Origin of the sequence: Candidatus Palauibacter sp., from assembly GCF_965261555.1 — a bacterium.
Taxonomy (GTDB): Bacteria; Gemmatimonadota; Gemmatimonadetes; order Palauibacterales; family Palauibacteraceae; genus Palauibacter.
Genome location: NZ_OZ253465.1, coordinates 3,030,268 through 3,055,803 on the forward strand (window position 1 = coordinate 3,030,268; position 25,536 = coordinate 3,055,803).

At 68.6% G+C, this 25,536-nt stretch carries 24 protein-coding genes; 7 read left to right on the forward strand and 17 right to left on the reverse strand.

The window, feature by feature from the left end:
• Nucleotides 1-105 precede the first annotated feature (105 nt).
• Complete coding sequence (gene trxA / locus ACQY5G_RS13220) at nucleotides 106-444, reverse strand: thioredoxin (RefSeq protein WP_420616811.1); 339 nt, start codon at nucleotides 442-444, stop codon at nucleotides 106-108.
• Nucleotides 445-620: 176 nt separating this feature from the next.
• Between trxA and mce the strand changes: the two genes are divergently transcribed.
• Nucleotides 621-1,055, forward strand: a complete 435-nt coding sequence (gene mce, locus ACQY5G_RS13225) for a methylmalonyl-CoA epimerase (RefSeq protein ID WP_428274682.1) — start codon at nucleotides 621-623, stop codon at nucleotides 1,053-1,055.
• Nucleotides 1,052-1,822, forward strand: a complete 771-nt coding sequence (locus ACQY5G_RS13230) for a TIGR04283 family arsenosugar biosynthesis glycosyltransferase (RefSeq protein ID WP_428274684.1) — start codon at nucleotides 1,052-1,054, stop codon at nucleotides 1,820-1,822. Before mce ends, ACQY5G_RS13230 begins: the two co-directional genes overlap by 4 nt.
• On the opposite strand, the gene ACQY5G_RS13235 is transcribed toward ACQY5G_RS13230, so the two are convergent.
• Both ACQY5G_RS13235 and clpB read right to left on the reverse strand, forming a co-directional pair.
• Nucleotides 1,755-2,228 carry a hypothetical protein gene (locus tag ACQY5G_RS13235; protein ID WP_428274686.1) on the reverse strand — a complete coding sequence of 158 codons (474 nt, stop codon included), beginning with the start codon at nucleotides 2,226-2,228 and terminating at the stop codon, nucleotides 1,755-1,757. The two genes, ACQY5G_RS13230 and ACQY5G_RS13235, sit on opposite strands and share 68 nt — an antisense overlap.
• On the reverse strand, nucleotides 2,225-4,849 hold the full coding sequence (gene clpB / locus ACQY5G_RS13240) for an ATP-dependent chaperone ClpB (RefSeq protein ID WP_428278701.1): 2,625 nt from the start codon (nucleotides 4,847-4,849) through the stop codon (nucleotides 2,225-2,227). Before clpB ends, ACQY5G_RS13235 begins: the two co-directional genes overlap by 4 nt.
• Before the next feature lie 307 nt (nucleotides 4,850-5,156).
• On the opposite strand from clpB, the gene ACQY5G_RS13245 reads away from it, so the two are divergent.
• The 5 genes from ACQY5G_RS13245 to ACQY5G_RS13265 are packed head-to-tail and all read left to right on the forward strand — an operon-like array spanning nucleotide 5,157 to nucleotide 10,033.
• Nucleotides 5,157-7,217, forward strand: coding sequence for an OPT family oligopeptide transporter (locus tag ACQY5G_RS13245; RefSeq protein WP_428274687.1), 2,061 nt, complete (start codon nucleotides 5,157-5,159; stop codon nucleotides 7,215-7,217).
• A 26-nt stretch (nucleotides 7,218-7,243) separates the two neighbouring features.
• The gene (locus tag ACQY5G_RS13250) at nucleotides 7,244-7,588 is read left to right on the forward strand and encodes a hypothetical protein (RefSeq protein WP_428274689.1); all 345 of its coding nucleotides are present in this window, start codon (nucleotides 7,244-7,246) and stop codon (nucleotides 7,586-7,588) included.
• Nucleotides 7,585-8,370 (forward strand): MlaE family ABC transporter permease, encoded by a 786-nt coding sequence (locus ACQY5G_RS13255; protein WP_428274691.1) that lies wholly within the window; start codon nucleotides 7,585-7,587, stop codon nucleotides 8,368-8,370. The genes ACQY5G_RS13250 and ACQY5G_RS13255 overlap by 4 nt, the downstream gene beginning before the upstream one ends.
• Nucleotides 8,367-9,113 (forward strand): ABC transporter ATP-binding protein, encoded by a 747-nt coding sequence (locus ACQY5G_RS13260; protein ID WP_428274692.1) that lies wholly within the window; start codon nucleotides 8,367-8,369, stop codon nucleotides 9,111-9,113. The genes ACQY5G_RS13255 and ACQY5G_RS13260 overlap by 4 nt, the downstream gene beginning before the upstream one ends.
• The gene (locus ACQY5G_RS13265; protein WP_428274694.1) at nucleotides 9,110-10,033 is read left to right on the forward strand and encodes an MlaD family protein; all 924 of its coding nucleotides are present in this window, start codon (nucleotides 9,110-9,112) and stop codon (nucleotides 10,031-10,033) included. Before ACQY5G_RS13260 ends, ACQY5G_RS13265 begins: the two co-directional genes overlap by 4 nt.
• Here the strand turns inward: ACQY5G_RS13265 and ACQY5G_RS13270 are convergent.
• The 14 genes from ACQY5G_RS13270 to ACQY5G_RS13335 all read right to left on the reverse strand — a co-directional run bounded on the left by ACQY5G_RS13270 (nucleotide 10,030) and on the right by ACQY5G_RS13335 (nucleotide 25,478).
• Nucleotides 10,030-10,980, reverse strand: coding sequence for an IS481 family transposase (locus ACQY5G_RS13270; RefSeq protein WP_428274696.1), 951 nt, complete (start codon nucleotides 10,978-10,980; stop codon nucleotides 10,030-10,032). The genes ACQY5G_RS13265 and ACQY5G_RS13270 overlap by 4 nt on opposite strands.
• 130 nt (nucleotides 10,981-11,110) lie before the next feature.
• Nucleotides 11,111-11,893, reverse strand: coding sequence for a Nif3-like dinuclear metal center hexameric protein (locus ACQY5G_RS13275; RefSeq protein ID WP_428274697.1), 783 nt, complete (start codon nucleotides 11,891-11,893; stop codon nucleotides 11,111-11,113).
• Between the two features lie 5 nt (nucleotides 11,894-11,898).
• Complete coding sequence (gene guaA / locus ACQY5G_RS13280) at nucleotides 11,899-13,434, reverse strand: glutamine-hydrolyzing GMP synthase (RefSeq protein ID WP_428274699.1); 1,536 nt, start codon at nucleotides 13,432-13,434, stop codon at nucleotides 11,899-11,901.
• The gene (gene hisS, locus ACQY5G_RS13285; RefSeq protein ID WP_428274701.1) at nucleotides 13,431-14,747 is read right to left on the reverse strand and encodes a histidine--tRNA ligase; all 1,317 of its coding nucleotides are present in this window, start codon (nucleotides 14,745-14,747) and stop codon (nucleotides 13,431-13,433) included. The genes guaA and hisS overlap by 4 nt, the downstream gene beginning before the upstream one ends.
• Before the next feature lie 31 nt (nucleotides 14,748-14,778).
• Nucleotides 14,779-15,201 (reverse strand): BrxA/BrxB family bacilliredoxin, encoded by a 423-nt coding sequence (locus ACQY5G_RS13290; protein ID WP_428274703.1) that lies wholly within the window; start codon nucleotides 15,199-15,201, stop codon nucleotides 14,779-14,781.
• A 2-nt stretch (nucleotides 15,202-15,203) separates the two neighbouring features.
• Nucleotides 15,204-16,520: a bifunctional folylpolyglutamate synthase/dihydrofolate synthase gene (locus ACQY5G_RS13295; protein WP_428274705.1), complete on the reverse strand. Its 1,317-nt coding sequence runs from the start codon at nucleotides 16,518-16,520 to the stop codon at nucleotides 15,204-15,206.
• Nucleotides 16,514-17,350, reverse strand: coding sequence for an acetyl-CoA carboxylase, carboxyltransferase subunit beta (gene accD, locus ACQY5G_RS13300; protein WP_428274707.1), 837 nt, complete (start codon nucleotides 17,348-17,350; stop codon nucleotides 16,514-16,516). Before accD ends, ACQY5G_RS13295 begins: the two co-directional genes overlap by 7 nt.
• Nucleotides 17,351-18,565, reverse strand: coding sequence for a rod shape-determining protein RodA (gene rodA / locus ACQY5G_RS13305; protein ID WP_428274709.1), 1,215 nt, complete (start codon nucleotides 18,563-18,565; stop codon nucleotides 17,351-17,353).
• On the reverse strand, nucleotides 18,562-20,400 hold the full coding sequence (mrdA, locus tag ACQY5G_RS13310) for a penicillin-binding protein 2 (RefSeq protein WP_428274711.1): 1,839 nt from the start codon (nucleotides 20,398-20,400) through the stop codon (nucleotides 18,562-18,564). Before mrdA ends, rodA begins: the two co-directional genes overlap by 4 nt.
• A 10-nt stretch (nucleotides 20,401-20,410) precedes the next feature.
• Nucleotides 20,411-20,872, reverse strand: a complete 462-nt coding sequence (locus ACQY5G_RS13315) for a hypothetical protein (RefSeq protein ID WP_428274713.1) — start codon at nucleotides 20,870-20,872, stop codon at nucleotides 20,411-20,413.
• On the reverse strand, nucleotides 20,869-21,783 hold the full coding sequence (locus tag ACQY5G_RS13320) for a rod shape-determining protein MreC (protein ID WP_428274715.1): 915 nt from the start codon (nucleotides 21,781-21,783) through the stop codon (nucleotides 20,869-20,871). The genes ACQY5G_RS13315 and ACQY5G_RS13320 overlap by 4 nt, the downstream gene beginning before the upstream one ends.
• 27 nt (nucleotides 21,784-21,810) lie before the next feature.
• Nucleotides 21,811-22,845 (reverse strand): rod shape-determining protein, encoded by a 1,035-nt coding sequence (locus ACQY5G_RS13325; RefSeq protein WP_419859812.1) that lies wholly within the window; start codon nucleotides 22,843-22,845, stop codon nucleotides 21,811-21,813.
• A 242-nt stretch (nucleotides 22,846-23,087) separates the two neighbouring features.
• Nucleotides 23,088-24,203 (reverse strand): alanine dehydrogenase, encoded by a 1,116-nt coding sequence (gene ald, locus ACQY5G_RS13330; protein WP_428278702.1) that lies wholly within the window; start codon nucleotides 24,201-24,203, stop codon nucleotides 23,088-23,090.
• Nucleotides 24,204-24,227: 24 nt separating this feature from the next.
• On the reverse strand, nucleotides 24,228-25,478 hold the full coding sequence (locus ACQY5G_RS13335; RefSeq protein ID WP_428274717.1) for a M16 family metallopeptidase: 1,251 nt from the start codon (nucleotides 25,476-25,478) through the stop codon (nucleotides 24,228-24,230).
• Between the last annotated feature and the right edge of the window lie 58 nt (nucleotides 25,479-25,536).

Consider the following 25,536-nt stretch of genomic DNA (forward strand, 5'->3'; position numbering starts at 1 on the left):
GACACGCGTCCTCGTTTCCCGTTCGCCGCCCGATGCGTCCGCGCCCCCCGGAGCCATCAGGGCCGGGGGGCGCGAAGTGGGGGTGGCCAGTGGCGGCGCCGCTCCTCAGGCGTGCTCGCGGATCTTCTTCTCGAGAGAATCCCTGGGGTGCGCCCCCACGAGGGTGTCCACGACCTCGCCATCCCTGAAGAAGAGGATGCTCGGGATCGAGCGCACGTTGAAGCGGAATGCGGTTTGCGGGTTCGCGTCCACATCGAGTTTCCCGACCGTGACGCGCCCCGCGTACTCCTGCGCGAGTTCGTCGACGATCGGCGCGACGAGCCGACACGGGCCGCACCACGCCGCCCAGAAATCCACCATTGCCAGACCATCAGCGCCCTCGATCTCGTCGGCGAAATTCGCATCCGTGATCTCGACGGGCCCTCCGTTCGCAGCATCAGCCATTCGAATCTCCTGTTCCTCTGCCACCCCGATCACCCGACCGGGAAAAATCGCTCCTTCACTGGCTCCGGTGGCGGGTCCGGAATACGTTCCCGCGCGCGGGCACAGGTGAGGTGTCGTACCCCGGCGCCCCGCTCGCGTTCTCCATCGTCAGGAACTCCAACGGGTCTCCGGCCGCAGTGAACCAAGGCAACCGTATTCCGGGCGCGCCCATTATCGACCACGTGGGAATCGCGGTCAACTCGCTTCAGGAAGCCGTGCCGCAGTGGTCCGCCATCCTGGGCCAGCCGCCGTCCGGGGAGGAGACCGTTCCATCGGAGGGCATTCGGGCCACCTTCTTCGGCGAGGGCTCCGGGCGGATCGAGTTGCTCGCTCCCCTAACCCCGGAGTCGCCCATCGCCCGCTTCCTCGACCGTCGCGGCCCCGGTATTCACCACGTCTGCGTCCGCGTCGACGATCTCGAGGTGGCCCTCGCGGGGGCCGAAGCGACGGGCGCGGAAGCCATACCGCCCCGGGTCCGCGTCGGCGCCGGCGGCGCCCGCATCGCATTTCTGCATCCGCGCTCGCTGAAGGGCGTTCTCCTGGAGATGCGGGAGGATCCCGAGCGCGGGTGACGCAGGAGTTTTCCGTCATCGTACCGACGCTCGATGAGGAAGCGCGGCTCGATGAGACCCTCCGGCGCGCAAAGTCCGCTCTCGGTCCCGAGGCGGAAGTCATCGTGGTCGACGGGGGCAGCCGGGATCGTACGACGGAGATCGCGGCCGCCCATGGCCGCGTCCTGTCGGCCCGCCGGAATCGGGGCGCCCAGCTCGCCGCGGGGGCCCGGACGGCAACGGGAGAGATTCTCGTCTTCGTGCATGCCGACACGTGGCTTCCCGACGGCGGCGCGACGGCCATCCGGACTGCGGTTCGCGCGGGCGCGGAAGCCGGCTGTTTCCGCTTCGCCCTCCAATCGCAATCGCGCCGATCGCGCGCGCGGCGATGGCGCTATCGCCTGCTCGAATGGGGCGTGAACTGGCGCACTCGCCGACTCCACACCGCCACGGGCGATCAGGCCCTCTTCGCCACGCGCGACGCCTACGAATCGTGCGGCGGCTTCAGGGACCTGCCGCTCTTCGAGGACGTGACCTTCGTTCGGGCCGTTCGGCGGGTCACCCGCTTTCGCCTTCTCCCCCTCGCGGCGTACACCTCGAGTCGGCGCTGGGAAACCGGCTTCCTGCGCACGGTCGTCAAGCACTGGGCGTTGCGCGCGGCTTTCCTCGCGGGCGCGGACCCGCAGCGACTCAGCCGCTACCACGAACGGCCCTCCGGGGTCACGGAGTCCCGAGTCCCTCCGTCACGATCCGCTCCACGAACCAGCGGTTCCCATCCGAAACGATGATGAACGGGACGCTCACCTCCCCGTTTCGCGTCCCCGTCAGATCCACCAGCCAGCGCGAGGCGCCGCCCGCCCCGGCGACAGGATTCGGCCGGAGTTCCCAGGCGCGCGGCTCAAGCAACCTCGCAAGCACGAACATTCGCTGTTCCGTCTCGGCCCTCCCCCAGCGACGTTCCGCCGGGCCCTCGTCCGTTCCGAAGAGCCGCGCCATGGCCGAATAGTCGCGCAGCCTCGCGGCATCGAGAAACCGCCCGATGGCCGCCTCCGCGGACTCCGCTCCATACAGCTCCGTGCCGTACTCGGCCCCGGCGCCTCCGTGCGACGCGCAGCCGGCAAGCGCGAAACCCGCCACGGCCATGACCAGCACCGCGACGCGGACCGCGGGGCTCCCCCGGGAACTCGCCATCATTCCTCCTCCTCCTCCGGTGAGATGGGTACCTCCGACCGCACGAAGCGCAGCCCTTCGCCGTCTTCGTCGACCTCCACGCGCAGCGCGTCGCCTTCCCGGAAGCGTCCCTCCAGAAAGGCCATGGCGAGCGGGTTCGCGACGAGCCGCTGGATTGCGCGCTTGAGCGGACGCGCCCCGAAAGCGGGGTCGTATCCGACGTCGGCGATTCGTCGCCTCGCAGGTCCGCTGACCTCGATCCGGATGTCCCGTTCCGCCAGCATTTCGGCGACCCGGTTCACCTGGATCCCGACGATCGACTCGAGGTGCACCCGGCTCAGCGGCCGGAAGACGAGGATCTCATCCACTCGGTTGAGGAACTCCGGCTTGAACCGGCCCCGCAGGGCGCTCTCGACCTCCGCCTCCGTCCCGGCCCACGACTCGCCGGCCTCGGAACGGGCGAGGATCCTCGAGCTTCCGATGTTGCTCGTCATGATGAGCACGGCGTTGCGAAAGTCCACCGTGCGCCCGCGGCCATCCGTCAACCGCCCGTCATCCAGGATCTGGAGGAGGACGTTGAAGACTTCCGGGTGCGCCTTCTCGATCTCGTCGAAGAGGACCACCGTGTAGGGACGCCGCCGCACGGCCTCGGTGAGTTGCCCACCCTCTTCGTAGCCGACATACCCGGGCGGCGCTCCGATGAGACGTGCCACGGCATGCCGTTCCATGTACTCGGACATGTCGATCCGGACCATGGCGGACTCCTCGTCGAAGAGGAATTCCGCGAGCGCCCTCGCCGTCTCCGTCTTCCCGACGCCGGTGGGGCCGAGGAACATGAAACTTCCGATCGGACGGTTCGGGTCCTGGAGTCCGGCACGACTCCGGCGCACGGCATCCGACACGGCCGTGATGGCGTGCGACTGGTTCACCACGCGCCGGTGCAGGTGTTCCTCGAGCGTGGCGAGACGGTCCTTCTCGTCTTCGAGCATCCTCGCCACCGGAATCCCGGTCCAGCTCGCCACGACCTCGGCGATCTCGCCGGGTCCGACTTCCTCGTTCAGGAAGGAGCCCTCGTCCTGGATCTCCTTCAGCTTCGCTTCCGCGGCGAGAAGTTCGGCCCGCCGCTTCGGCAGCTCCCCGTGCAGGATTTCGGCCGCGCGCTGGTGGTCCACCCGCCGCTGCGCCTGCTGCGCCTCCACGCCGAGTTCCTCGATCTGGCGCTTGAAGCGCTGGACCGTCTGGATCGTACCCTTCTCGAGCTTCCAGCGGGCCCGCAACCCCGTAAGCAACTCCTCCGCCGAGGCGAGTTCGCCCTCCAGCTCCGAAAGCCGCCCCCGGCTCCGCGCGTCGTCCTCCTCGCGCAGCGCCTCGCGCTCGATCTCGAGTTGCGTGACCCTGCGATCCAGTTCGTCGATCTCCTCCGGCATGGAGTCGATCTCGATGCGGAGCCGGGACGCGGCCTCATCCACGAGATCGATCGCCTTGTCGGGCAGGAACCGGTCGCCGATGTAGCGGTCGGACAGGCGTACGGCGCTCACGAGCGCCGGGTCCGTGATCCGTACGCCGTGGTGCACCTCGTAGCGTTCCTTGAGTCCGCGCAGGATGGCCAGAGTCTCGTCCACGCCGGGTTCGCCGACGAGAACCGGCTGGAACCGCCGCTCCAGAGCCGGGTCCTTCTCGATATGCATCCGGTATTCGTCGAGCGTCGTCGCGCCCACCATGCGGAGTTGGCCCCGGGCCAGGGCGGGCTTGAGCATGTTCCCCGCATCCACGGCGCCCTCGGCCGCCCCCGCCCCCACCACCGTGTGGAGTTCGTCGAGGAAGATGACGTAACGGCCGCCGGATTCGGTGATCTCCTTCAGCGTCGCCTTCAGGCGTTCCTCGAACTCGCCCCGGTACTTGGCGCCCGCCAGCATCGAACCGATGTCCAGCTGCACGAGTTGCTTGTTCCGCAGCGATTCCGGGATGTCTCCCGCGACGATCCGCTGCGCGAGCCCTTCCGCGATCGCCGTCTTGCCCACGCCGGGCTCGCCGATGAGGACGGGATTGTTCTTCCTCCGCCGCGAGAGGACCTGCATGACGCGGCGGATCTCGGCGTCCCGGCCGATGACCGGGTCGAGCTTCCCGGCGCGGGCCTCGGCCGTGAGATCGACGCCGTACCGCTCGAGGGCGCGGTACTTCCCTTCCGGGTCCTGATCCGTCACGCGATGCGGTCCCCGGACTTCCTCCACCGCCTCACGCGTCTTTTCCGGACTCGCTCCCGCGTGCCGGAGCAGCGGGCCCGTCGTGGAGGCCTTTTCTCCGGCGAGGGCCAGGAGGAGGTGTTCGGTGGTCACATAGGAGTCGCCCATCTCCCCTGCGAGCGCATCCGCCGCGTCGAGAACGCGGTCGAGTTCTCGGCTGGGGGTCGGCGTCGCTCCGCTCTGCCTCGGCAGGCGGCCGATGGCCCGTTCCAGGCGCGTCTGCAGATCGGGGAGATCGATACCCACCGTCTGCAGGACCGGCACGATGACGCCACCGTCCTGCGCGAGCAGCGCCGCGAGGAGGTGCACGTCCTCGACCGCCGGGTTGTCCGACCGGCGTGCCGCGAGCATCGCATCGCTCAGCGCCTCGCGGGCCTTGAGCGTGAGTCTGTCGTTCGGGATCATCTTCTATTCGCAGCCCTGGAGTCTTGCGTCGAACCGCCGCCATCGCGTTGCGGCCTCCCCGCTTCATGAGCAATCCCCGTGCCCCGTCAGGGGCCGGGATCGAGGCCCCGATCCGCCGGAACGGCGGGACGCCCGCCGATGAGGCGGGGACCGGGGCCGTCGCGGACCCCACCTGGTGCCACTTAGGCAGGGACTCCGTGTTGACCCCTGACGGACCCGCGACTAGCGTCCCATCGGTCGACCCCGCCCCATGAGGATTCGATCGTCTCCCGTGTCGGCCCCGGGATAATCTGGAGGGATGCCCATGTCGGACCCAACAGCCGGCGGCTCGGAATCGCGCGCGCACAAGCCGTATATTCCCGCCTCGCAGTCCCTGCCCGAGATCACCGGCAAGGCGATCGTCCTCGGCATCCTCCTCTCCGCCGTCCTTTCCGGGGCGAACGCCTATCTGGGCCTCAAGGTGGGCCTCACCGTGTCCGCGTCGATCCCGGCCGCCGTGATCTCCATGGCGATCCTCAGGATGTTCCGCGAGCACAATATCCTCGAGAACAACATCGTTCAGACGGCCGCCTCCGCGGGCGAGTCGCTGGCGGCCGGCGTGATCTTCACCCTCCCCGCCCTCATCCTCCTCCGCCACTGGGCCGGGTTTCCCTTCCTGCCCACGATGGGGATCGCACTCTGCGGCGGAATTCTCGGCGTCCTCTTCACCATACCGCTCAGGCGGGCCCTCATCGTCGAGGCGGATCTGCGTTTCCCCGAGGGCGTTGCGACGGCGGAGGTGCTGAAGGCCGGGGCCAGCGGCGGCTCCGGCGCGAGGCTGATCGCGCTCGGCGGCGTGGCGGCCGCCCTGCTGAAGTTCTCGCAGACGGGCCTCAAGATCGCGGGCTCCTCCATAGAGCACGGCGTCACGTTTGGCCGTTCCGTATTCGGGATCGGGAGCGATCTCTCCCCCGCGCTGCTCGGCGTTGGATACATCGTCGGGCCCCGCGTCGGCAGCCTCGTGCTCGCCGGCGGCGCGATCTCCTGGCTCGCGGGGATCCCCATCTACATGGCGATCACGGACCCGCAGGTCGTGGCCGGCATCACGGGAGGCGCCAGCGGCTACGACGCGGCGGCCGCGATCTGGAGCGCGCAGATTCGCTTCATGGGCGTGGGCGCCATGGTCGTGGGCGGCGTGTGGGCCCTCCTGTCGCTCCTCGGCCACGTGAGGGATGGCGTGCGGTCCTCCATCGAGGCGCTGCGGGCGGCCCGCGCGGCGGAGGGCGGCCCGGAGATCGTCCGCACAGAGCGCGACATGCCGATCAACATCGTCGGGGTCGGAACGGTGGCGCTCGCGGTGCCGATCCTCGCGGTGTTCGTGCTCGTCATCGACCGCGGCGCACTCTCCATCACGCCCGGACTCTACTGGCTCGTGCTCGCGCTGGGGACGGTCTTCGCCCTGCTGGCGGGGTTCCTCTTCGCCTCGGTCGCGGGCTACATGGCGGGTCTCGTGGGCTCCTCGAACAACCCGATCTCGGGCGTGACGATCGCAACGATCCTCACGATCTCCCTCATCCTCTATCTCCTGCTGGGACTCCAGGTCGACTTCACCGTCTCGGCGCCCCAGGCGCTCTCGGCGGCGGCGACGGCCATCCTCGTGGGAGCCGTCGTCGCCTGCGCCGCCGCGATCGCGGGGGACAACATGCAGGACCTGAAGGCGGGCCGGATCGTCGGCGCGACGCCGCGGCAGCAGCAGATCATGCAGCTCGTCGGCGTCACGGCCGCCGCGCTCGTCATCGCGCCGATCCTCGGCCTCCTGTTCGAGGCGTACGGGCTCGGCGGCATCCTGCCGCGGGAGGGGATGGACCCGGACGAGATGCTGCAGGCGCCCCAGGCGACGCTCATGGCTTCCGTCGCCGACGGCGTCTTCTCGCGCAATCTCCCGTGGGGGATGATCGGGATCGGGGCGCTCATCGCCGCGTGCGTGATCGCCCTGGACCAGGTACTCAAGGCGCGCGGCTCCAGCCTGCGGGTGCCGGTTCTGGCGGTCGCGGTCGGGATCTACCTGCCCATCGAACTCGAGGTCCCGATCTTCGTGGGAGGGCTCGTGGCGTGGCTGGTGGGCCGGGCCGTGCGGCGAGGCGGGGGCGACGACGGCGCCGTCCTGCAGGCGAACCATCGCGGCCTCCTCTTCTCTTCCGGACTCATCACGGGCGAGGCGCTCGTCGGCATTCTCCTCGCGATCCCGTTCGCGTACTGGCAGAGCACGGACGTGCTGAGCATCGTGCCCGAGGGATTCGATGCGACCGCGAGCTGGATCGGCGCCGCAGTCGTCGTCGGATTCATATTCTGGCTGTACCGCGCCTCGCTCCGGGCTTCCGAATGATGCGCCCGCGTCGCGACGGAGCCATCGTGAGGCCGATCCTGCTCGTCGCGGGGCTCATGGCCGTCGGCTGTGGCGGGTCCGGCGGCGAGTTGGACGAAAACACATACGTTCAGGTCATGGCGAGGCTCAGCTGGGCACGGGCGAAGTACGCGGATACTGCGGAGGGCGACTCGGTCCGGGCGGCGACGCTCGAGGCGCATGGCGTGACCGGACAGCAGCTCGAGGAATTCACCGCCCGGTTCGGGGACGACCCCAGGCGCATGCACCGGTTGTGGGAGACGATTCGACTCGAGGTGGAAGTGCTTGACGGCGTTCCGCGACCGGGATCGCAGGTGGAGGTGCCGGAAGCGGAGAGGTACGAGAGCCGTTGAAGGCACCGAACCTTCTCGCCGCGCCGGGCCGTTCCGCCCGCGCCGCGGCGCTCCACGCCGGAAGGGCGGGCATGCTCGGCGTCGCGACGCTCCGCGCGCTCGCCCATCCGCGTCGATACGCGCTGGAGACGGTCCAGCACACGAAGTTCATCGGTCTCGACAGCCTCCCGCTCGTGTTGCTGATGGGCGCCCTCTCGGGTGCGGTCATGGCCCAGCAGACGATGTACCAGCTCTCCCCGGGACTGCCGCGGGAGATCGTCGCGGGCGGCGTCGTGGGCGGCATGCTCACGGAATTGGGACCCGTGCTGACGGCGGTCGTCCTCGCGGGACGCGTCGGAGCGGCCATCGGGGCCGAGCTCGGCACGATGAAGGTGACGAACCAGATCGACGCGCTTCTGACGATGGGCCGGGATCCCGTCGTGGAACTCGTGGTTCCGCGGGTCGTGGCGGGAACCCTCATTCTGATTCCGCTCGTCATGCTCGCCAACGCGATGGGGATCTTCAGCGGCTACGTGACATCGGTCGGCATCCTCGGGCTGAGCACGGCCGAGTACGTGGATGGGGCCAAGGGGTACTATCACCACGGCGCGCTGATCTTCTCGCTCGTGAAGGCCGTCGCGTACGGATTCGCGATCACGTTCATCTCCAGCCACGTGGGGCTTCGCGCGACCGGCGGCGCGGCGGGCGTCGGCCGCACGGCGACGAGGGCGGTGGTCGCGATCATCGTCTCCATCATGGTCCTGGACACCGTGCTGGGGCCCGTGTACAAGACGCTCACGTGATCAGGATCATCGGCGTGCACAAGTGGCTGGGAGGACGTCCGGTCCTGAGCGGCGTCGACCTCGACGTGCGGGAAGGTGAAACCCTCGCCATCATGGGGCCGTCAGGGACGGGTAAGAGCGTCCTCCTCAAACATATCGTCGGCCTCTTCGATCCGGACGCCGGAGACATTCTCGTCGATGGGATCTCGGTACCATCGGCTGACCGGACCGAGATGGCCGCCGTTCGCACCAAGACCGCCTACGTGTTCCAGAACTCCGCCCTCTTCGATTCCATGACCGTGCGCGGAAACCTGCTGATGGGTCTCCCGCCGGGTTTCTGCCGCGGCCGTACCGTCAAATGCGAGGAACTGGTCCGGACCGCGCTCGATCACGTGAACCTCGAGCCGGCGGTGCTGACGCTCCTGCCGGCCGAACTCTCCGGGGGGATGCAGCGGCGGGTCGCCATCGCCCGCGCGATCATCGGAAAGCGCCGCTACGTCCTGTACGATGAGCCCACGACGGGGCTGGACCCCGTCAACGCGACCCGGATCAACCGCCTGATCGCGCGCGTGAGCGAGGAAGTCGATGCGACGAGTATCGTCGTGACGCACGACGTGGAGTCCGCCTTCTTCCTGGCGGACAGGATCGCGCTCCTTTCCGACGGCGTCGTCGCGGCGGAGGGTACGCCGCGGCAGTTGCGCGAGACGGACAACCGGGCGGTGCGCGAGTTTCTCGACGCGGCGCCCACGCGGGGTCTCGAATGAGGGATCCGGGACTGCGCGACCGCGGCGTCGAAGTCCGGGTCGGCGCTTTCGTCATCCTGACCGCCGCCGTCATCGTGGCGGGCCTGTTCTGGATATCGGGCTCGCCGTTTCGCGGCCCCACCATCCGCGTGTGGGGGATCGCGGAGAACGCGAACCGGATCGCGACCGCGTCGCCCGTCCTGCTGCGCGGGGTGGAGGTCGGCACCGTGGACGAAGTCGCGCTCGAGGCGGAGCGCGTCGTCCTCACGATGACGCTCTCTTCGCGGGTCCGGTTGCCGGCGGACACCCGGGGCACCATCCAGCCGGATGGCTTCCTGGGCCAGCAGCTCGTCGAGCTTGTGCCGGGGACCAGTGCCCGGACGCTGGCGGAGGGCGATACGCTCTCGCTCGACCGCCGATCCGACCTCACGTCGCTGGCCTCGACGCTCGGGGACGACGTGAGCTCGCTGATCGGAGAGATGGAATCGCTGCTCGGCGGCGGACTGGCCGAGAACGTCGCCTCCGGATCGGAGGCCTTCACGCTCGCGATGCGGGAACTCGCCGGAATCCTCGAGACGGAGCGCACGTCGATCGGCAGCCTGCTTGCCAACATGGACACCCTGTCGAATCGGCTCGCGGGGATGACGGGCTCCGAGGAAGTCGATCGCACGCTGGCCAACCTCGACACGCTCTCGTCGCGGCTCGCCGGCGCCAGCGCCGACTTCTCGACCGCCGGCCGATCGCTCGCCGAGATCACGCGGGGGTTGGAAAGCGGGGAGGGCACGCTCGGAAAGTTCCTGCGCGAGGACGCGGTCCACGATGAAGTGCTGGAGACGCTGCGGCTGCTGCGCGCCGCGGGGGAGGAACTCGCCCTCCTCCTGCGGGATGTCCGTGAACGGCCGGACCGCTACCTGACGGACCTCAAGGTCTCGGTCTTCTAGCTGTAGATGCCAAGGACGTTGGTGACCCTCAGCTCGACGAGTCGTTGCATGGGTGTGAGCCGTCCGATGGCGGTGTGTCTTCGCCTCAAGTTGTAATAGCGGAGCCAGACGCGGAGCACCCTGGTCCGCACGCGCGAGTGCGGATAGGACCGGCCGTAGGCCCACTCCGTGAGCGAGGTGCGGATGAAGCGCTCCACCTTGCCGTTGGTCCTGGGCGTGTACGGGCGGGTGAAGATGTGGCCGATCCCGAGCTCCCGGAGCGTCCGCCGGAACCGTTTCGACCGGTAGCAGCCCCCGTTGTCGGTCATGAGCTGGCTGATCTTCACCCCCTGCCGCTCGAAGAAGGCGACCACCCGCAACAAAAACGCCACCGCGTCCTCCTTCCGTTCGCCGGGCAGCACCTCCCCGTAGGCGACTCGCGACGCGTCATCGACGGCTGCATGGTAGTACTCCCACCCCGCTCCCTTCACCGTCTTGCTCCGATCCCCGTCGATGCGGTGCCCCGGGCGCTCGATGCGCGCGAGTTTCTTGGTGTCCATGTGCACCAGAGACCCCGGCCGCGACCGTTCGTAGCGCACCACCGGCTCCGGGGGCGCCAAGCTCTCCAGCCGGTTCAGACCGAGCCGCCTCACCTCCAGCGTCACCGTCGAGATCGGCATCTTCAGGTGATCGGCGATCCGGGGACCGCTCCAACGCTCCCGCCTCAACCGCTCGATCCGGCGGCGCTGCTGCCGAGGGATCCGGTGCGGATGCCTGTGCGGCCTCGAACTCCGGTCCCGAAGCCCCGCCTCTCCCTCCTCCCGGAACCGCTTGAGCCACTTGTACACGGTCCGGCGACTCACTCCCATCTCCCGAGCCACCACTCCGACCGGCTCCCCGTCCTCGATCCGCCTCACCAGCACCGCTCGCCCCGCGGGCGTCAACTTCGCATTCTTGTGTACGTTCACCGGATCCTCCGACGAGTAGGGTGTGAGCTCCCTGCCAGGAACTCTCAACTTACTCGTCGATCCGGTGGACAACGTCCTTGGCATCTACATCTAGCCGACCGGCGCAGGGTCCTGCGCCGGCAGGCCCCGACTAGAGACCTGTGGGGATGTCGAAGAAGGCGTGCTCCACCCCGAAATGCTCCGCAGCGCGCTTCGCCAGAGCCCGGATACCGAGCGTCTCCGTCCCGTAGTGGCCGGCGTAGATCACGTTGATCCCGAGTTCCATCGCCTCGTGGTACGTGTGGTGGTTGCCCTCTCCCGTGAGGAAGGTGTCGGCTCCCGCCGTGGCGGCGGCCTCGATCATCGAGCCCGCGCCGCCCGTAACGATGGCGAGCCGCGACACGCGTTCCGGGCCGCCGGCGATCACGAAGGGCGCCCGCCCGCACACGACCTCCGCCCGAGCCGCGAGTTCGCGGCGAGAGGTGTCGACCGCGCCGATGACGCCGATCCCGTCATTCCCCTTGAAGGACCCGAACGGTTCGACATCCGCGACGCCGAGTTCCGCGGCGAGGAGGACGTTATTTCCGATCCCGGAATGCGCGTCGAGCGGGAGGTGCGCCGAGTACAGCCCCATCCCGCTCTCCACGAGCCGCCGGCAGCGCTCGTACGCGGGGCCGACGAAGGGACGCAGACCGCCCCAGAACAGTCCGTGGTGAACGAGGAGGATCCCGCACCCGGCATCGGCCGCGAGGTCGATCGTGGCCTGGCAGGCGTCCGTCGCCGCGCCGATGCGGGCGACGGCACCGCGCCCGTCGACCTGCAACCCGTTGAGGGCGAACGGGTAGTCCTCTATCCGGGCCACGTCCAGGAAATCGTCGAGCCAGACGGCGACTTCCCGGCAGTTGGGACCGCTCCCGGCACCGGATTCCGGCACGGAGGCTACTCCCACTCGATCGTGGCGGGGGGCTTCGAGGACACGTCGTAGGTCACCCGGTTCACTCCCTTCACTTCGTTGATGATGCGGTTGGAGATCCGGCCCAGCACGTCGTGGGGGAACTGGAACCAGTCGGCCGTCATTCCGTCCAGCGAGGTCACCGCCCGCAGCGCGACGACGTTCTCGTACGTGCGCGCATCCCCCATGACGCCGACCGACTGCACGGGCAGCAGGATGGCGAACGCCTGCCAGATCTCATCATAGAGGCCCGCCGCGCGAATCTCGTCGAGATAGATCGCGTCCACCTCTCGCAGCGCCTCCAGCTTTTCCCGCGTCACGTCGCCGAGAATCCGGATGGCGAGGCCGGGACCGGGGAAGGGGTGGCGCCCCACGATCTCCTCCGAAAGGCCCAGTTCGCGGCCCACGGCGCGCACCTCGTCCTTGAAGAGCTCGCGAAGCGGCTCGATGAGTTCGAACGGGTGATCCGGACGGAGGCCGCCCACGTTGTGGTGGGACTTGATCTTCACCGATGGTCCCCACACGGAGACCGACTCGATGACGTCGGGATAGAGCGTTCCCTGCACGAGGAAACGCGCGTCGCCGTACCGGCCCGCCGCTTCCTCGAACACGTCGATGAAGGTGTGGCCGATGATGACCCGCTTCTCCTCGGGTTCCTCGACGCCGGCGAGCCGGTCGACGAAGAGGTCGGCCGCGTCGACGACCTCGAGCCGCATCCTCATGTGTTCGCCGAACACCGCCTCCACGGCATCGCGTTCACCTTTCCGCAGCATGCCCGTGTCGACGAAGATGCAGGTGAGCTGGTCTCCCACGGCCCGATGCACGAGCACCGCGGCCACGGAGCTGTCCACCCCGCCCGAGAGGCCGCAGATCACCTGTCCGTCGCCCACGGTCTCACGAACCGCGGTGAGCTGGTGGTCGATGATGTTCGCGGCGTTCCAGCTCATCTCGCAGCCGGCGATCTCGAACAGGAAGTTCCGCAGCATCTCGCCGCCGCGCGTCGTGTGGGCGACTTCCGGATGGAACTGCACGCCCCAGATCCGCAGCTCCTCGGACCGGATCGCGGCGATGGAGTTCTCGGTGGTCGCGGAGACCTCGAAGCCCGGAGGCAGGGCGTGGAGGGAGTCGCCGTGACTCATCCAGACCTGCGTGGGCTCGTCGTCGTCGAACCCGTGAAAGAGGGGGTCCGTCGACCGGACCCTGAGTTCGGCCCGCCCATACTCCCGGCGGTCGGCCTGTTGCACCTCGCCCCCGACGAGATCCGCGACGAGCTGCATTCCGTAGCAGATCCCGAGAATCGGGACGCCCATGGCGAGGGTCTCGCGCCGAGCCGTGGGGACGCCTTCGTCGTAGACGCTCGCCGGCCCTCCGGACAGGACGATGGCCGCCGGATCGTAGCGGCGGACCCACGCCGGACTCCGCGTCGGCGGATGCACCTCGCAGTACACGCCCTCCTCGCGAATGCGTCGCGCGATGAGTTGGGTGAACTGGGATCCGAAATCGAGGATGAGAACGCGACTCACGGCACTTCCTCCCCTCTCGTCTCGCCGGAGGATGCCCCGGCCAGGCTCTCGAGCGCGACTTCCCGCTCCTCGCCGGACGCCATGTCCCGGAGCACCGCGACGCCCCGCTCGACCTCCTGCGGCCCGAGTACGATGGTGCGGCCGGCGCCCGCCTGGTTGGCGGCCTTGAACTGGCGTCCGACCCCGCGCGACCGAAGGTCGTAGAGCACGCGCCGTCCCCGGTCGCGCAGCGCGCGGGCCAGACCGAGCGCGAGCGGGCGCTCCGCATCGGACACGCATACGATGTAGTCGTCCACGCGGCGGGCCGCCTCGGGTACGAGCCCCCGGTCCCTGAGCAGTTCCGCGAGGACCACATCCCCCATGCCGAAGCCGAGAGCCGGCAGATCCACGCCTCCCAGCGCCTTCAGAAGGTCATCGTAGCGGCCGCCGCCGCAGATCGCGCGCAGCTCGTCCCGTCGATCCCAGATCTCGAACACCGTCCCCGTGTAGTAGGCAAGTCCACGGACGAGGCCCGCGTCGAAGCTGACGAAGTCCCCGAAGCCCGTCGCGCCGAGATGCGCGAACACGGTGGACAGCCGGTCGGCCGCCTCGGCGACCGCTTCGTCTCCCCCGTGCGCCGCCGCGAGCTCCTCGAGCGGGAGCCGGATGGCCGCAAGCAGCCGCGTCGCCGCTTCCCCGTCCACGCCGTTCTCCGCGAGGCGCGCGCGGACGCCGTCCTCCCCTTCCTTCTCGAGCCGGTCGAGGGCCCCGAACACCGCGACATGGTCTTCGGAGGAGATTCCGTGGACGTCGAGAAGCGCGCCGATCAGGCGCCGGTCCGAGATGCGGACCACGATGTCCGCGGGCCCCAGGCCGAGTTCCCGCAGCGCGTCGATGCCCGCGCTGATGATCTCCGAATCGGCGAGCGGGTTCGTCTCGCCGACGATGTCCATGTTGAGCTGGAAGTGCTCGCGGAGTCGACCGCGCTGCGGCCGTTCGTAGCGGAAGAGTTGCGGGATCGAGAACCAGCGGACCGGCTTCGCGAGCCCGGCGGCGCGGGCGGCGATCATGCGCGCGAAGGTCGGCGTCATCTCGGGCCGCAGCGCCACGGCCCGCCCTCCCCTGTCCTCGAACTCGTACAGCTGCCCTACGATCTCTTCGCCGGACTTCCGCGTGTAGAGTTCGAGCGCCTCGAGCGGAGGTCCGTCATACTCCGTGAATCCATAGCGGGCGCCGACCCTGCGCCAGGCCGAGAAGATGTGTCGGCGGAGGGCGAGTTCCTCGGGAAAGAAATCTCGAAAACCGGGCAGGCCGCGGACCTCTCCGGAACTCACGGCCCGAAGAGCGGCGGCAGCCCGTGGCACATTAGCTCGTCGCGCAGTATCGGTCGTACGCCTTTGTGAGGTCGGCCGCGATGTCGCGCGCCTCGCGGCCCTCGATCTGGTGGCGCTCGAGCATGAACTGCAGTTCTCCGTCCGAGAGCAGCGCGAGAGCCGGGGACGAGGGTCGGACGCCGACGAAATACTGCCGCGCGCGCGCCGTCGCTTCCACATCCTGTCCCGCGAAGACCGTGACGACGCGGTCGGGCTGCTCTCCGTGGCTCATGGCCATCGCCACGGCGGGTCGTGCGTTGCGCGCCGCGCAGCCGCAGACGGAGTTCACGACGACGAGCGTTTCTCCGCCGGCTCCGAGAGCTTCGTCCACTTCATCGGAGGTCCGAAGCTCACGCACGCCGATGCGGGTGAGTTCGTCTCTCATCGGTTGTACCAGTCTGGGATCGTACAGCATCTTCAGTCTCCTGTCCGTACGCCGGCGAGTTCCGGCAATGCCCGGGCCTCGCCCACGGTGGTTGCGGACCCCGTGACCAAAAGCGTTCCGGCTCCGGCGAGCGTCAGCCCACGCGAGACCGCCTCGGCCACGTTCCGGCACACGATCGACTCACGGCCCCGTTCACGCGACAGCCACTCCTGCGCCCGGGACGGGTCCCACCGCCTCTCCGCGGGGGCGGCGGACCGCGTCAGAATCATAGCGTCGCTGTCAAGCGCGAGCCGGGTCAACGTCTTCTTCCAGTCCTTGTCGGCCAGCATTCCGACCACGGCGATGAGCGGGCGCGCCACGGACAGCTCCGCCACCGTCTCGCAGAGCGCTGCGATGGCCGCCGGATTGTGCGCGATATCGAGCACACAGCCCGGGCGTCCGCCGCGCGGAGGCCGGATCTCGAAGCGGCCGGCCAGGCGCGCGCGCGCGATCCCGCGGCGCGCGGAGCCTTCGTCCGGCGGATGGCCCGAACAGTCCAGCAGCAGGAGGGCGAGAGCCGCGTTGTCCGCCTGGTGCCGGCCGGGCAGGCCGGTGGCGAGCCGCAAGCCGCCGGGCCGTGACCCCGAGACGTACCGGAAGCACGTTCCCGGCGGATCGGTTCGCACCTCGACATCCGACACCTCCGCCTCCCTTCCGAGGCGCGCAACCGGCGATCCGACGCGGCTCGCCACCCGCTCGAGCGCCGCGAGCGGAAGCGGGTCGATGCGACCCAGGCAGGCCGGCGCGCCCGGCTTGATGATCCCGGCTTTTTCCCTCGCGATCGCCTCGGGAGATCCACCGAGCCACTCCGTGTGGTCGAGGCTGATCGGGGTGATCGCCGTGCCGGCGGGACGCAGCACGTTCGTCGCGTCGAGCCGGCCGCCGAGACCGGTCTCGACGACCGCCACCTCCACCCCGCACTCCGCGAAGCAGGTGAAGGCGAGCGCGGTGGCCAACTCGAAGTACGTACAATGTTCGGCCGTCTCGCAATCAAGCACGCGGGCGGCGGCGGACTGAAGCGCCGACTCCTCCACCCAGGCCCCATCGATCAGAAAACGTTCCCGAACGTCCTCGAGGTGCGGCGAGGTATAGAGGCCGGTGCGCGTGCCGCCGTCTTCGAGCACCGACGCCGCGAAGCACGCGGTCGACCCCTTGCCGTTCGTGCCCGCGATATGGAGGGCGTCGAAGCTCCGTTCCGGCCGGCCCAGCTCCGCGAGGAGCGCTTCGGTTCTGTCGAGACCCCAGCGGATCGTGGTGACCGGACGGGGATCGAACAGGGCCGCGAGGGCGTCCCCGCCCGCGATCAGCACATGTGATCCAGGAGGCTCGCGAGGGCGTCGCGCATCTCCGGCCGCGGGACGATGCGGTCGATCATCCCGTGCTCCTCCAGAAACTCCGCGGTCTGGAAACCCTCCGGAAGGTCCTGCCGGATCGTTTCCTTGATGACCCGCGGGCCGGCGAAGCCGATGAGGGCGCCGGGCTCCGCGAGAATCACATCCCCCAGCATCGCATACGACGCCGTCACCCCGCCCGTGGTCGGGTTCGTGAGGACGCTCACGTAGGGGATGCCGGCATTCGCGAGCTGCTCGAGCGCGGCCGCCGTCTTTCCCATCTGCATGAGGGAGAGGATCCCTTCCTGCATCCGCGCTCCGCCCGAAGCGGAGACGATGATGAGCGGCACCCGCCGCTCGAGAGAGCGGTCGGCGAGACGACGAATCTTCTCACCCACCACCGAACCCATCGACCCGCCGATGAAGCGGAAGTCCATGGTCCCGAGGTGGACCTCCCTTCCCCCGATCTCACCCCGCCCGGTCCGAATGGCATCCTGGTCGCCGCCTCGCTGCTCGGCCTGCACGATGCGTTCGGCATAGCTGCGGGAATCGACGAACCCGAGCGGATCGGCGGAGCGCAGGTGTCCATCGTGGAGTTCGGCGAGACCTTCGCCGTCGAGCAGCATGGCCTCGTAGGACTCCGCGGTGATGCGGAAATGATGGCCGCAGTGAGGACAGACGTGGAGATTCTCCTCCAGTCGTCCGCTGTAGAGGATCTCGCCGCATCCCGCGCACCGATCCCACACGTCGCCTGGAAGCTCACGCTTCTGTGAGACCAGCTTGCGCTTTGGTTTGCTGAACCAGGACACTCAGGCCTCCCAGGCCACGCGCTGTACGATCCCGAAGCCCGCGTAGAGCACGAGCAGGAAGCTCCCCCCGTAGCTGAGGAGCGGCAAGGGCAGTCCGATCACCGGCATCATGCCGACCGCCATCCCCAGGTTCACCACGATGTGCGTCAGGAGGACCGCAAAGAGGCAGAATGCGATGAGGCTTCCGAACCGGTCGTCCATCGAGGATGCGACATGAAGCACGCGCCAGAGGAGGAAGGCGAAGAGCACCAGGAACAGTATCACGCCGATGAATCCGAACTCCTCCCCCACGACGGAGAAGATGAAGTCCGTGTGCTGCTCCGGGAGGAAAGCGAGCCGCTTCTGCGGGCCGTTGGCGAAACCGGCGCCGATGAATCCGCCGGAGCCGATCGCGACCTTCGACTGGATGAGATGCCAGCCGGCGCCGAGGGGATCGATATCCGGATCCAGGAAGACGAGGAGCCGGTTCCGCTGATAGTCGGCGAGCGAATCCCAGATGCGGAGCGTGAGCGCGCCCGTGAAGACGTTGGCGAGGAGCACGCCCACCGTCTCCAGGATGAAGAGGCGGTGCACGTACAGGCCGGCGGCGACGACGAGGAACCCGACACCCCACGCGATCCAGTTGAAGCCGAGCAGCAGACTGAGCCCCGGAGACGCGAGCAGGAAGATCTTGAGCAGCGGGACGCCGGTCCAGAACAGCGCGGCGAGCAGGAGCGCTCCGAAGATCATCGCGCTCCCGAGGTCCGGTTGCCGCAGCACGAGCGCGAACGGGATGAGCGTGATGACGGCGGGCTTCCAGAGCTCCAACAGCCGCTCGTACGGTCCCGGCGCGCCCCCCATCACGCGCGCCAGCATGAGGATCGTCCCCAGCTTTGCGACCTCCGCCGGCTGCAGCCGTCCGGGGCCGAGTTCGAGCCAGCTCCCGTTCGGGCCCGTCCCGATGAACAGCACGAGGATGAGGAGGAGTACGCTGATCCCATAGGCCCATGGCGCCAGCCACTCGAGGAAACGGAGCGAGAAGCGGGAGGTCACGGCGAGCGCGACGATCGCCACCCCGAACCAGTATAGCTGGCGAACCCAGATGCCGGTGGCCAGCGACGGCACGTCGACGAGTCCGGCCGAATAGATCATCGCGATCCCGAGCCCGGTCATGAACAGAACCAGCGCAAGGAGCGTCGGATCTCCCACACCCGGGACTCGCAGCCGGGCGATCATCCGCCCGCCTGCACCCGAAACGCTTCCGTCGGACGGACGCCGGGCGTTTCCTCCGGCGGAAGGCCGAGCGCCTCGAGGTGGCGGTCCACGATCCCGGCCGCGAGAGGCACGGCCAGCGACGGGGCCCCGTCCGGGTGCCCGTGCTCCACGATCGCCGCGATCACGATGCGCGGGTCGTAGGCCGGCGCGAAGCCCACGAACCAGGAATGGGGTTCGCCGTGCGGGTTCTGGGCCGTGCCGGTCTTCCCGGCCAGAGTCCAGCGGGCAAGCCGGCTGCCGTACGCGGTGCCTCCGGGCTCATTCACGACGCGCGCCAGCGCGTCGACGAGCTGGTTCCGCTGGACTTCGGGGAGATCGAGCGTCCAGTCCGCGCGCTGCTGCGCGAGCATCTCATCCCGTACGAGGTGGGGTCTGACGGGTGCCCTCCCCGTCGCCAGCGCCGCGTAGAACTGGGCCATGGCGAGCAGCGTCTGCGCGTTTTCCCCCTGCCCGATGGAGAGGTTCCATACGACGGCTTCGGTCCACCGGCCGCGCCCCAGCCGGTCGTCGTACCACTGCCGGGAGTCGGGGAAGAGGCCCGGCCTCTCGGACGGGAGGTCGATCCCCGTCGTGCGCCCGAAGCCGAATTCTCCGACCTCCGCCAGGAGCGGGTCGAGACCGATCCTCTGCCCCGCCTGGTAGAACCAGACGTTGCACGAGTGCTTGATCGCTTCGGAGAGGTTCAGTCGACCGTGTCCCCTCGACAGCCAGCAGCGGAAATAGCGGGTGTGGTACCGGAGCCCGCCATCGCACGTGTCCGTCTGGTAGGTATCGATCGCGACGTCGGCCGTCTTCATCCCGATGGTCGACATGACGAGCTTCCAGGTGGATCCCGGAGGGTAGGAAGCCATGGAGACCCGGTTGAGCAGAGGCTCGTCCGGGTGTTCGCGAAGAGAGTTCCACAGGTCGAGGCGGATGCCGCCGATGAACGCATTGGGGTCGAAGGTGGGGTGGCTGTAGAGCAGGAGCACCTCTCCGGTGACCGGGTCCAGCGCCACGACGCCGCCCCGCATCCCTTCGGGAAACACCGAGTCCGCGTACACCTGCAGGTCGAGATCGATGCCGAGCTGCAGGTCATCTCCGGGCACCGGAGCCTGCGCCGGCCCGACCCCCAGGTCCCGCACGACCGTACCCAGGGCGTTCACTTCCGCGTAGCGGATCCCGTCGCGCCCGGCCAGCCTGTGCTCGTACTGCTCTTCGAGCCCCGCTTTCCCGACCGATTGGCCGGATTCGTAGCCGGCGTACTCGGGTCGCTCCAGTTCCTCCTGACTGATCTCCCCCACGTATCCGATCATGTGCGCGATCGCGGGCCCCGCCGGATAGCGCCGGTGCGGCCTCTGATCCACGACGACGCGCCGAAACCGGGGTCGGCGCTCCTCGATGAACGCGACCTGCTCGAAGTTCGCGTTCTCGCGCACGACGAGAGCGTCGCCGGGACGGTCTCGATTGCGCGACAACAACGCGGCGCGCCGCTCGGGCGACAGTTCCAGCCGCTCCGCGAGGCGATCGAGTCCCGCGGAGATGGAGTCGCGGGGACCGGGCAGCATCGACACGTCGTACCCGGGCACGTTGTCCGCGATGGCCCGTCCGTGGCGGTCGTAGATGGTCCCGCGCGGCGCCGGAACCGTGATGGTCCGCAGCCGGTTCTCGCTCGAACGGAGCGTGTACAGGTCGCTGCTGAAGATCTGGAGATTGATGAACCCGGCGGCGACGACCGAAAGGCAGAAGAAGATCGCGCGCGCCGCCCAGCGGCCTCGCTGTCTCCGGATCGAGCGGTGTTCGTTGTCGCCCTTCACATCCTCCCCTTCACCTCGTGACGGCCGAAACCAGCCTTGCCACGACCCAGCACCCCGCCGTGGTCAGCGCGGCGGATCCGACACTGTCGACGAGCAGGGCGCCTGCCGACCAGTCTCGGACGACGAAGATCGCGACCGCAGACCGCAGGAGCCACGTCCCGAAGAAGACGAAAACCGGCGTGACCCTGTCCGAATCCGAATAGATCAGGTGCCGCACCCACCCGACGAGCGCGCCCGTCAACGAGAAGAGTAACATCGTAGGACCCATCGGTCCCAGCGAGATCGCTGCTTCCATGAGGCCGATGACGCACCCGAAGCCCGCGGCCCGTCCCCACCGGAGTTGCAACGAGCCCAGTATCAAGCCGCCGGCAACGAGATCGGGCGCGACCGGCCAGCGGCTCCAGAGCGGATGCAGGGCGAAGTGCAGAAGCAGCAGGAGCGCGGCGACAAACCACTTTCCGGCCGGATTCATCGACGGACCGAAGCGGCGTCGGTCGGCGCAGTATCAGGTTCCGTCGGCGCAGGCTCGGGCTCCGTCGACGCAGGCGCCGTGTCCGTCTCGACGTTGGCCGGCAACGCGGGCCGATTCCATACGAACACGTCCCTGACCTCTTCCGGGCGCACGGAGGGCTCCACGAAATAGCGCTTCATCCAGCCCGCTTCCGCCTCGGCGGGTTCGCGGATGTGCCCGACCGGCACGCCCGGCGGATAAACGCCGGCGATCCCTGTCGTCACGAGCAGAGTCCCTGCCGGGATGTCCGCCTGGAAGGGCGCCCCCTCGAGGAGGAGCACCGGCTGCCCTCCATCCGCGCGTTCCGACCGCACGAGGCCCGATACGCCTTCCCCTTCGGCCAGAACGCTGACCCGGAAGTCGGGATGGCTCCAGAAGTCGCCACGCCCCCCTCGACCGTGAGGGGCTCTGACGACGCCGACCAGCCCGATGCCGGTGAAGACAGCGACGGGAAACTCGCGACCCCGAAAATCAGGTCCCGACAACACGAACAGGTCCGGATTGCCGACGTTGGGCCGTCCCGGGTAGACGACCGCCGCCTCGACCGAGCCCGCGGGAAGCGCCGCGAGCACCTGCGCCGAAGACTCTTCCCCGACCGGCGCCGCGCGGTCCCGGTAGCGCAGCAGGAGTTCCGTGAGGGAGTCCCGCTCCGCCAGCAGGCCCTCGACGCGGCGCTCCATCTGTCCCCGCTCGGCGGCGAGGCGATGGAGCAGAAGGAACGGATAAAGGGCGGTGGCGCGGACCGCGGACTCCACCTGGCTCTGAAGTGCGCTGGACAGACCCGCGGCGATGCCGCTGAGGATGAGGGCGAGGGAGAAGAAGACGACATCGAGCAGCTTGCGACCCTGCGGCCGGACGCCCTGGTAATTCACAGGGGGCGATTCAGAACGGGCTCGGCGTCAACTCGTGAGAACTCCACGATACCGTCCGAATTCCTCGAGGATTTTTCCGCAACCCCGAACGACGCACGTGAGCGGTTCCGCATCGACGTGGATCGGGAGTCCCGTCTCCTCGCCCAGCAACGTATCCAGCCCTCGCACGAGGGCGCCGCCTCCCGTCATCACGACCCCCCGGTCCACGATATCGGAGGCGAGTTCCGGCGGCGTGATCTCGAGCGCCCGCCGTACCGCCGCCACGATCTGCTGGATCGGCTCCTGCAGACACTCGCGGACTTCGGCCGAATGGATCCGCACGGTCTTCGGAATGCCGGAGACGAGATCCCGCCCCTTGACCAGCATCTCCTTGTCGTCGTCCGTGGGATAGGCCGATCCGATTTGGATCTTGACGGCTTCCGCGGTCGGCTCGCCGATGAGGAGGTTGTAGTTCTTGCGGAGGAAGGAGACGATGGTCGAGTCCAGTTCGTCGCCGCCGACCCGGATCGACGTGTCCGCGACCGATCCCGAAAGCGCGATCACGGCGATCTCGCTCGTCCCGCCGCCGACATCGATGATCATATTGCCCGTCGGCGTCTCCACCGGCAGTCCGACGCCGACGGCCGCCGCCATCGGTTCCGCCACCATGTAGACTTCCTTGGCGCCGGCGGCATGCGCGCTGGACCGGACGGCCCGGCGTTCGAGTTCCGTGATCCCGGACGGCACGCCGACCACGACGAGCGGCCGGATCTTGAAGAACCGCGTGGTCATCACTTCCTTGAGGAAGTAGCGGATCATCATCTCCGTGATGTCCACGTCGGCGATGACGCCGTCCTTCAGCGGTCGGACCGCTTCGATCCCGCTCGGCGTGCGGCCGAGCATGCGCTTGGCAGCAAGGCCGATCCCTTCAATGCGTCCGGTTTCCTTTCGAACCGCGACGACCGACGGTTCGTTGAGGACGATACCCTCGCCTTCAACGTGCACGAGCGTGTTCGCCGTCCCCAGATCCACTCCGATCTTGCTGATCGGCAGGAAGTTACCCCGCAGCGACCACGTTGCCATCTAGAGGGCCGCTCTTCCGGGCCGGCGCAAGATCGGTGGGCTGAAGGACACGGGTGGGACCCCTCCAAGGCGGCGAATCTTACCGGAGACAGCCAGTCCGGGTGAAGGACGCCGAAATGTAAACGTACTTTCGAATGCAGGAAAGTCGCCCCGCGGCTCCTCCGGCGGCCTGTGGCACAACCCCGCGCCGGCGCCGAGAGCGGTGCGGCGTTCGCCCGACGAGGCCCCCCGGCTGTCGAGACTCACGCGGAGGGCGCCTCGAGCGGCGTGTATTCGAGATCGAACGCCTGCGCGACCGCCTCGTACGTCACCCGTCCTCCCGCGATATTGACTCCCAGGGCGAGATCCGGATCCTCGTCGCATGCAGCCTTCCACCCTCGATTCGCCAGGTTCAGCACGTAGGGGAACGTCGCGTTCGTCAGGGCCAGAGTGGAGGTTCTCGGGACAGCCCCCGGCATGTTCGCCACGCAGTAATGGATGACTCCGTGGACGGTGTAGATGGGGTCGTTGTGCGTGGTCGGGCGGGCGGATTCGACGCAGCCGCCCTGATCCACGGCCACGTCGACGATCACGGAACCGTCCTTCATCCGCCGCAGGTCGTCGTGTCGCACGAGCTTCGGCGCCTTCCCGCCGGGGACGAGCACGGCGCCGATTACGACATCCGCGCGTTCGATCTGCTCCAGGATCGAGTGGCGGTTCGAGTAGAGCGTATTCACGTTGGCCGGCATGACGTCGGCCAGATACCTGAGGCGCGGGAGGTTGACGTCGAGGACCGTCACGTGGGCGCCGAAACCCGCCGCGATCGTCGCCGCGTTCGCGCCGACGACGCCTCCCCCGAGGATGACGACTTCGGCCGGGAGGACACCCGGCACGCCGCCGAGAAGGATCCCGTACCCGCCCGCGACCCGCTCCAGATTCTTGGCTGCCTGCTGGATCGCCATGCGCCCCGCCACCTCGGACATCGGCGTGAGAAGGGGGAGTTCGCCCGTCGGAAGCTGGACCGTCTCGTAGGCGATCGCGACGCAGCCGCTCTCCAGCGTACGGTGCGTAAGGCGTTCGTCCGCCGCGAAGTGGAAGTACGTGAAGATGACCTGGTCGGCCCGCATCCGATCGTATTCGGACTCGATGGGCTCCTTGACCTTCACGACGAGTTCGGCCCGGTCCCATACCTCGTCGGCCGTCCCCGGCACCTGCGCCCCCGCGGCGACGTACATGTCGTCCGGAAAGCCGCTGCGCAGCCCCGCGTCACGTTCAACGCACACCTCGTGCCCCGCCGCGACGAGGGCGGTCGCGCCGGCCGGAACGAGGGCGACGCGGTTTTCGTCCGTCTTTATCTCCTTCGGTACGCCAACGATCATCTTCATTCCCTCCCAGGGGGATGCTCACGTCGCGTCCGTTGCGGGCCGTTCCCGGGCGGGGCCGGGCGCCAGCTCGAGCGTCGCGAGCCGTTCGGGTGAGAAGTATGCGGCGGCTTCGAGACATTGCGCACGATCGACCGCGTCGATTCTCGCCGCCACCTCGTCCAGGGTGCGATACTCGTGGCCGTAGAGGGCGACTCCGGCAAGCCGGTTCATTCGGCTTGCCGGCGATTCGAGCGAAATCAGGACCTGTCCCTTCAGCTGACTGCGGGTGTCGTCCAGCTCCTGACGCGTCAATCCCTCCCGTGCGAGGAGGGCCAGCTCCTCATCCAGTGCCTCGCGCGCATCCTTCGCGGTCTCGGGCCGGGTCCCGACGTAGGCACCGACGTGGCCCGCCTGCGCATAGAACCCGTGGAAGCTGTACACGGCGTAGGCGAGGCCGCGCGTTTCCCGGATTCTCTGGAAGAGCCGTGAACTCATTCCACCGCCGAGAGCGGTCGCCGTCACATGAATGGCGTAGCGAAGAGGATCGCGGTACGGCACCGAGAGACCCCCCGTCACGATGTGGGTCTGTCGGCCGCCCTCGCGTCGCATGCGCCGGAAGCCCGATTCGCCGACCGGGGTCGGCGGGTCGGCGGGTCCGGGGGCAGCGGGCCGGTCGGGGAGCCAGCGCGCGAGTCCGTCCACGAGATCCTCGTGCCCTACCGCTCCCGCCGCCGCCACGACGACGTTCCCCGGCCGGTACGCGCGTTCGTGGACCTCGGCCAGCGCGGACACGGTGAGTCCCCGCACCGACTCGCGGGTGCCGAGGATCGGTTCGCCATACGGATGTCCGCCATAGAGAGAGCGCGCGTGCGCCTCGAAGGCGATGTCCTCCGGCACCTCCGCCGCAGAAGCGATCTCTTCCAGCACGACCTCGCGTTCCACGTCCAGGTCCCGCTCCGAGAGCCGTGGAAAGAAGGCGAGATCGCACAGCACGTCGAGCGCGGTATGGAGAGCGCCCGCCGGCACGCGCGCCTGGAATGCGGTGAACTCGTGGGTCGTATAGGCGTCCAGCGCGCCGCCGAGCCGTTCCAGCTCCCAGGCGAGTTCGCGCGCGGACCGCCGGCGCGTCCCCTTGAAGACCATGTGCTCCAGCAGATGGGACACGCCGCCGTGCCCGGCATCCTCGTGAACACGACCCTGTCGCACCCAGAGGCCGATGGCGACGGAGCGCACGGAATCCATGCGCTCGCTGAGTACGACCGGGCCATCCGGGAGACAGGTTCGGTACACCTCCCGGTCTAGCCGCCCTTCCGTACCGGCGAGCAGCCGCAGGTCCCGAGCCGGCCCG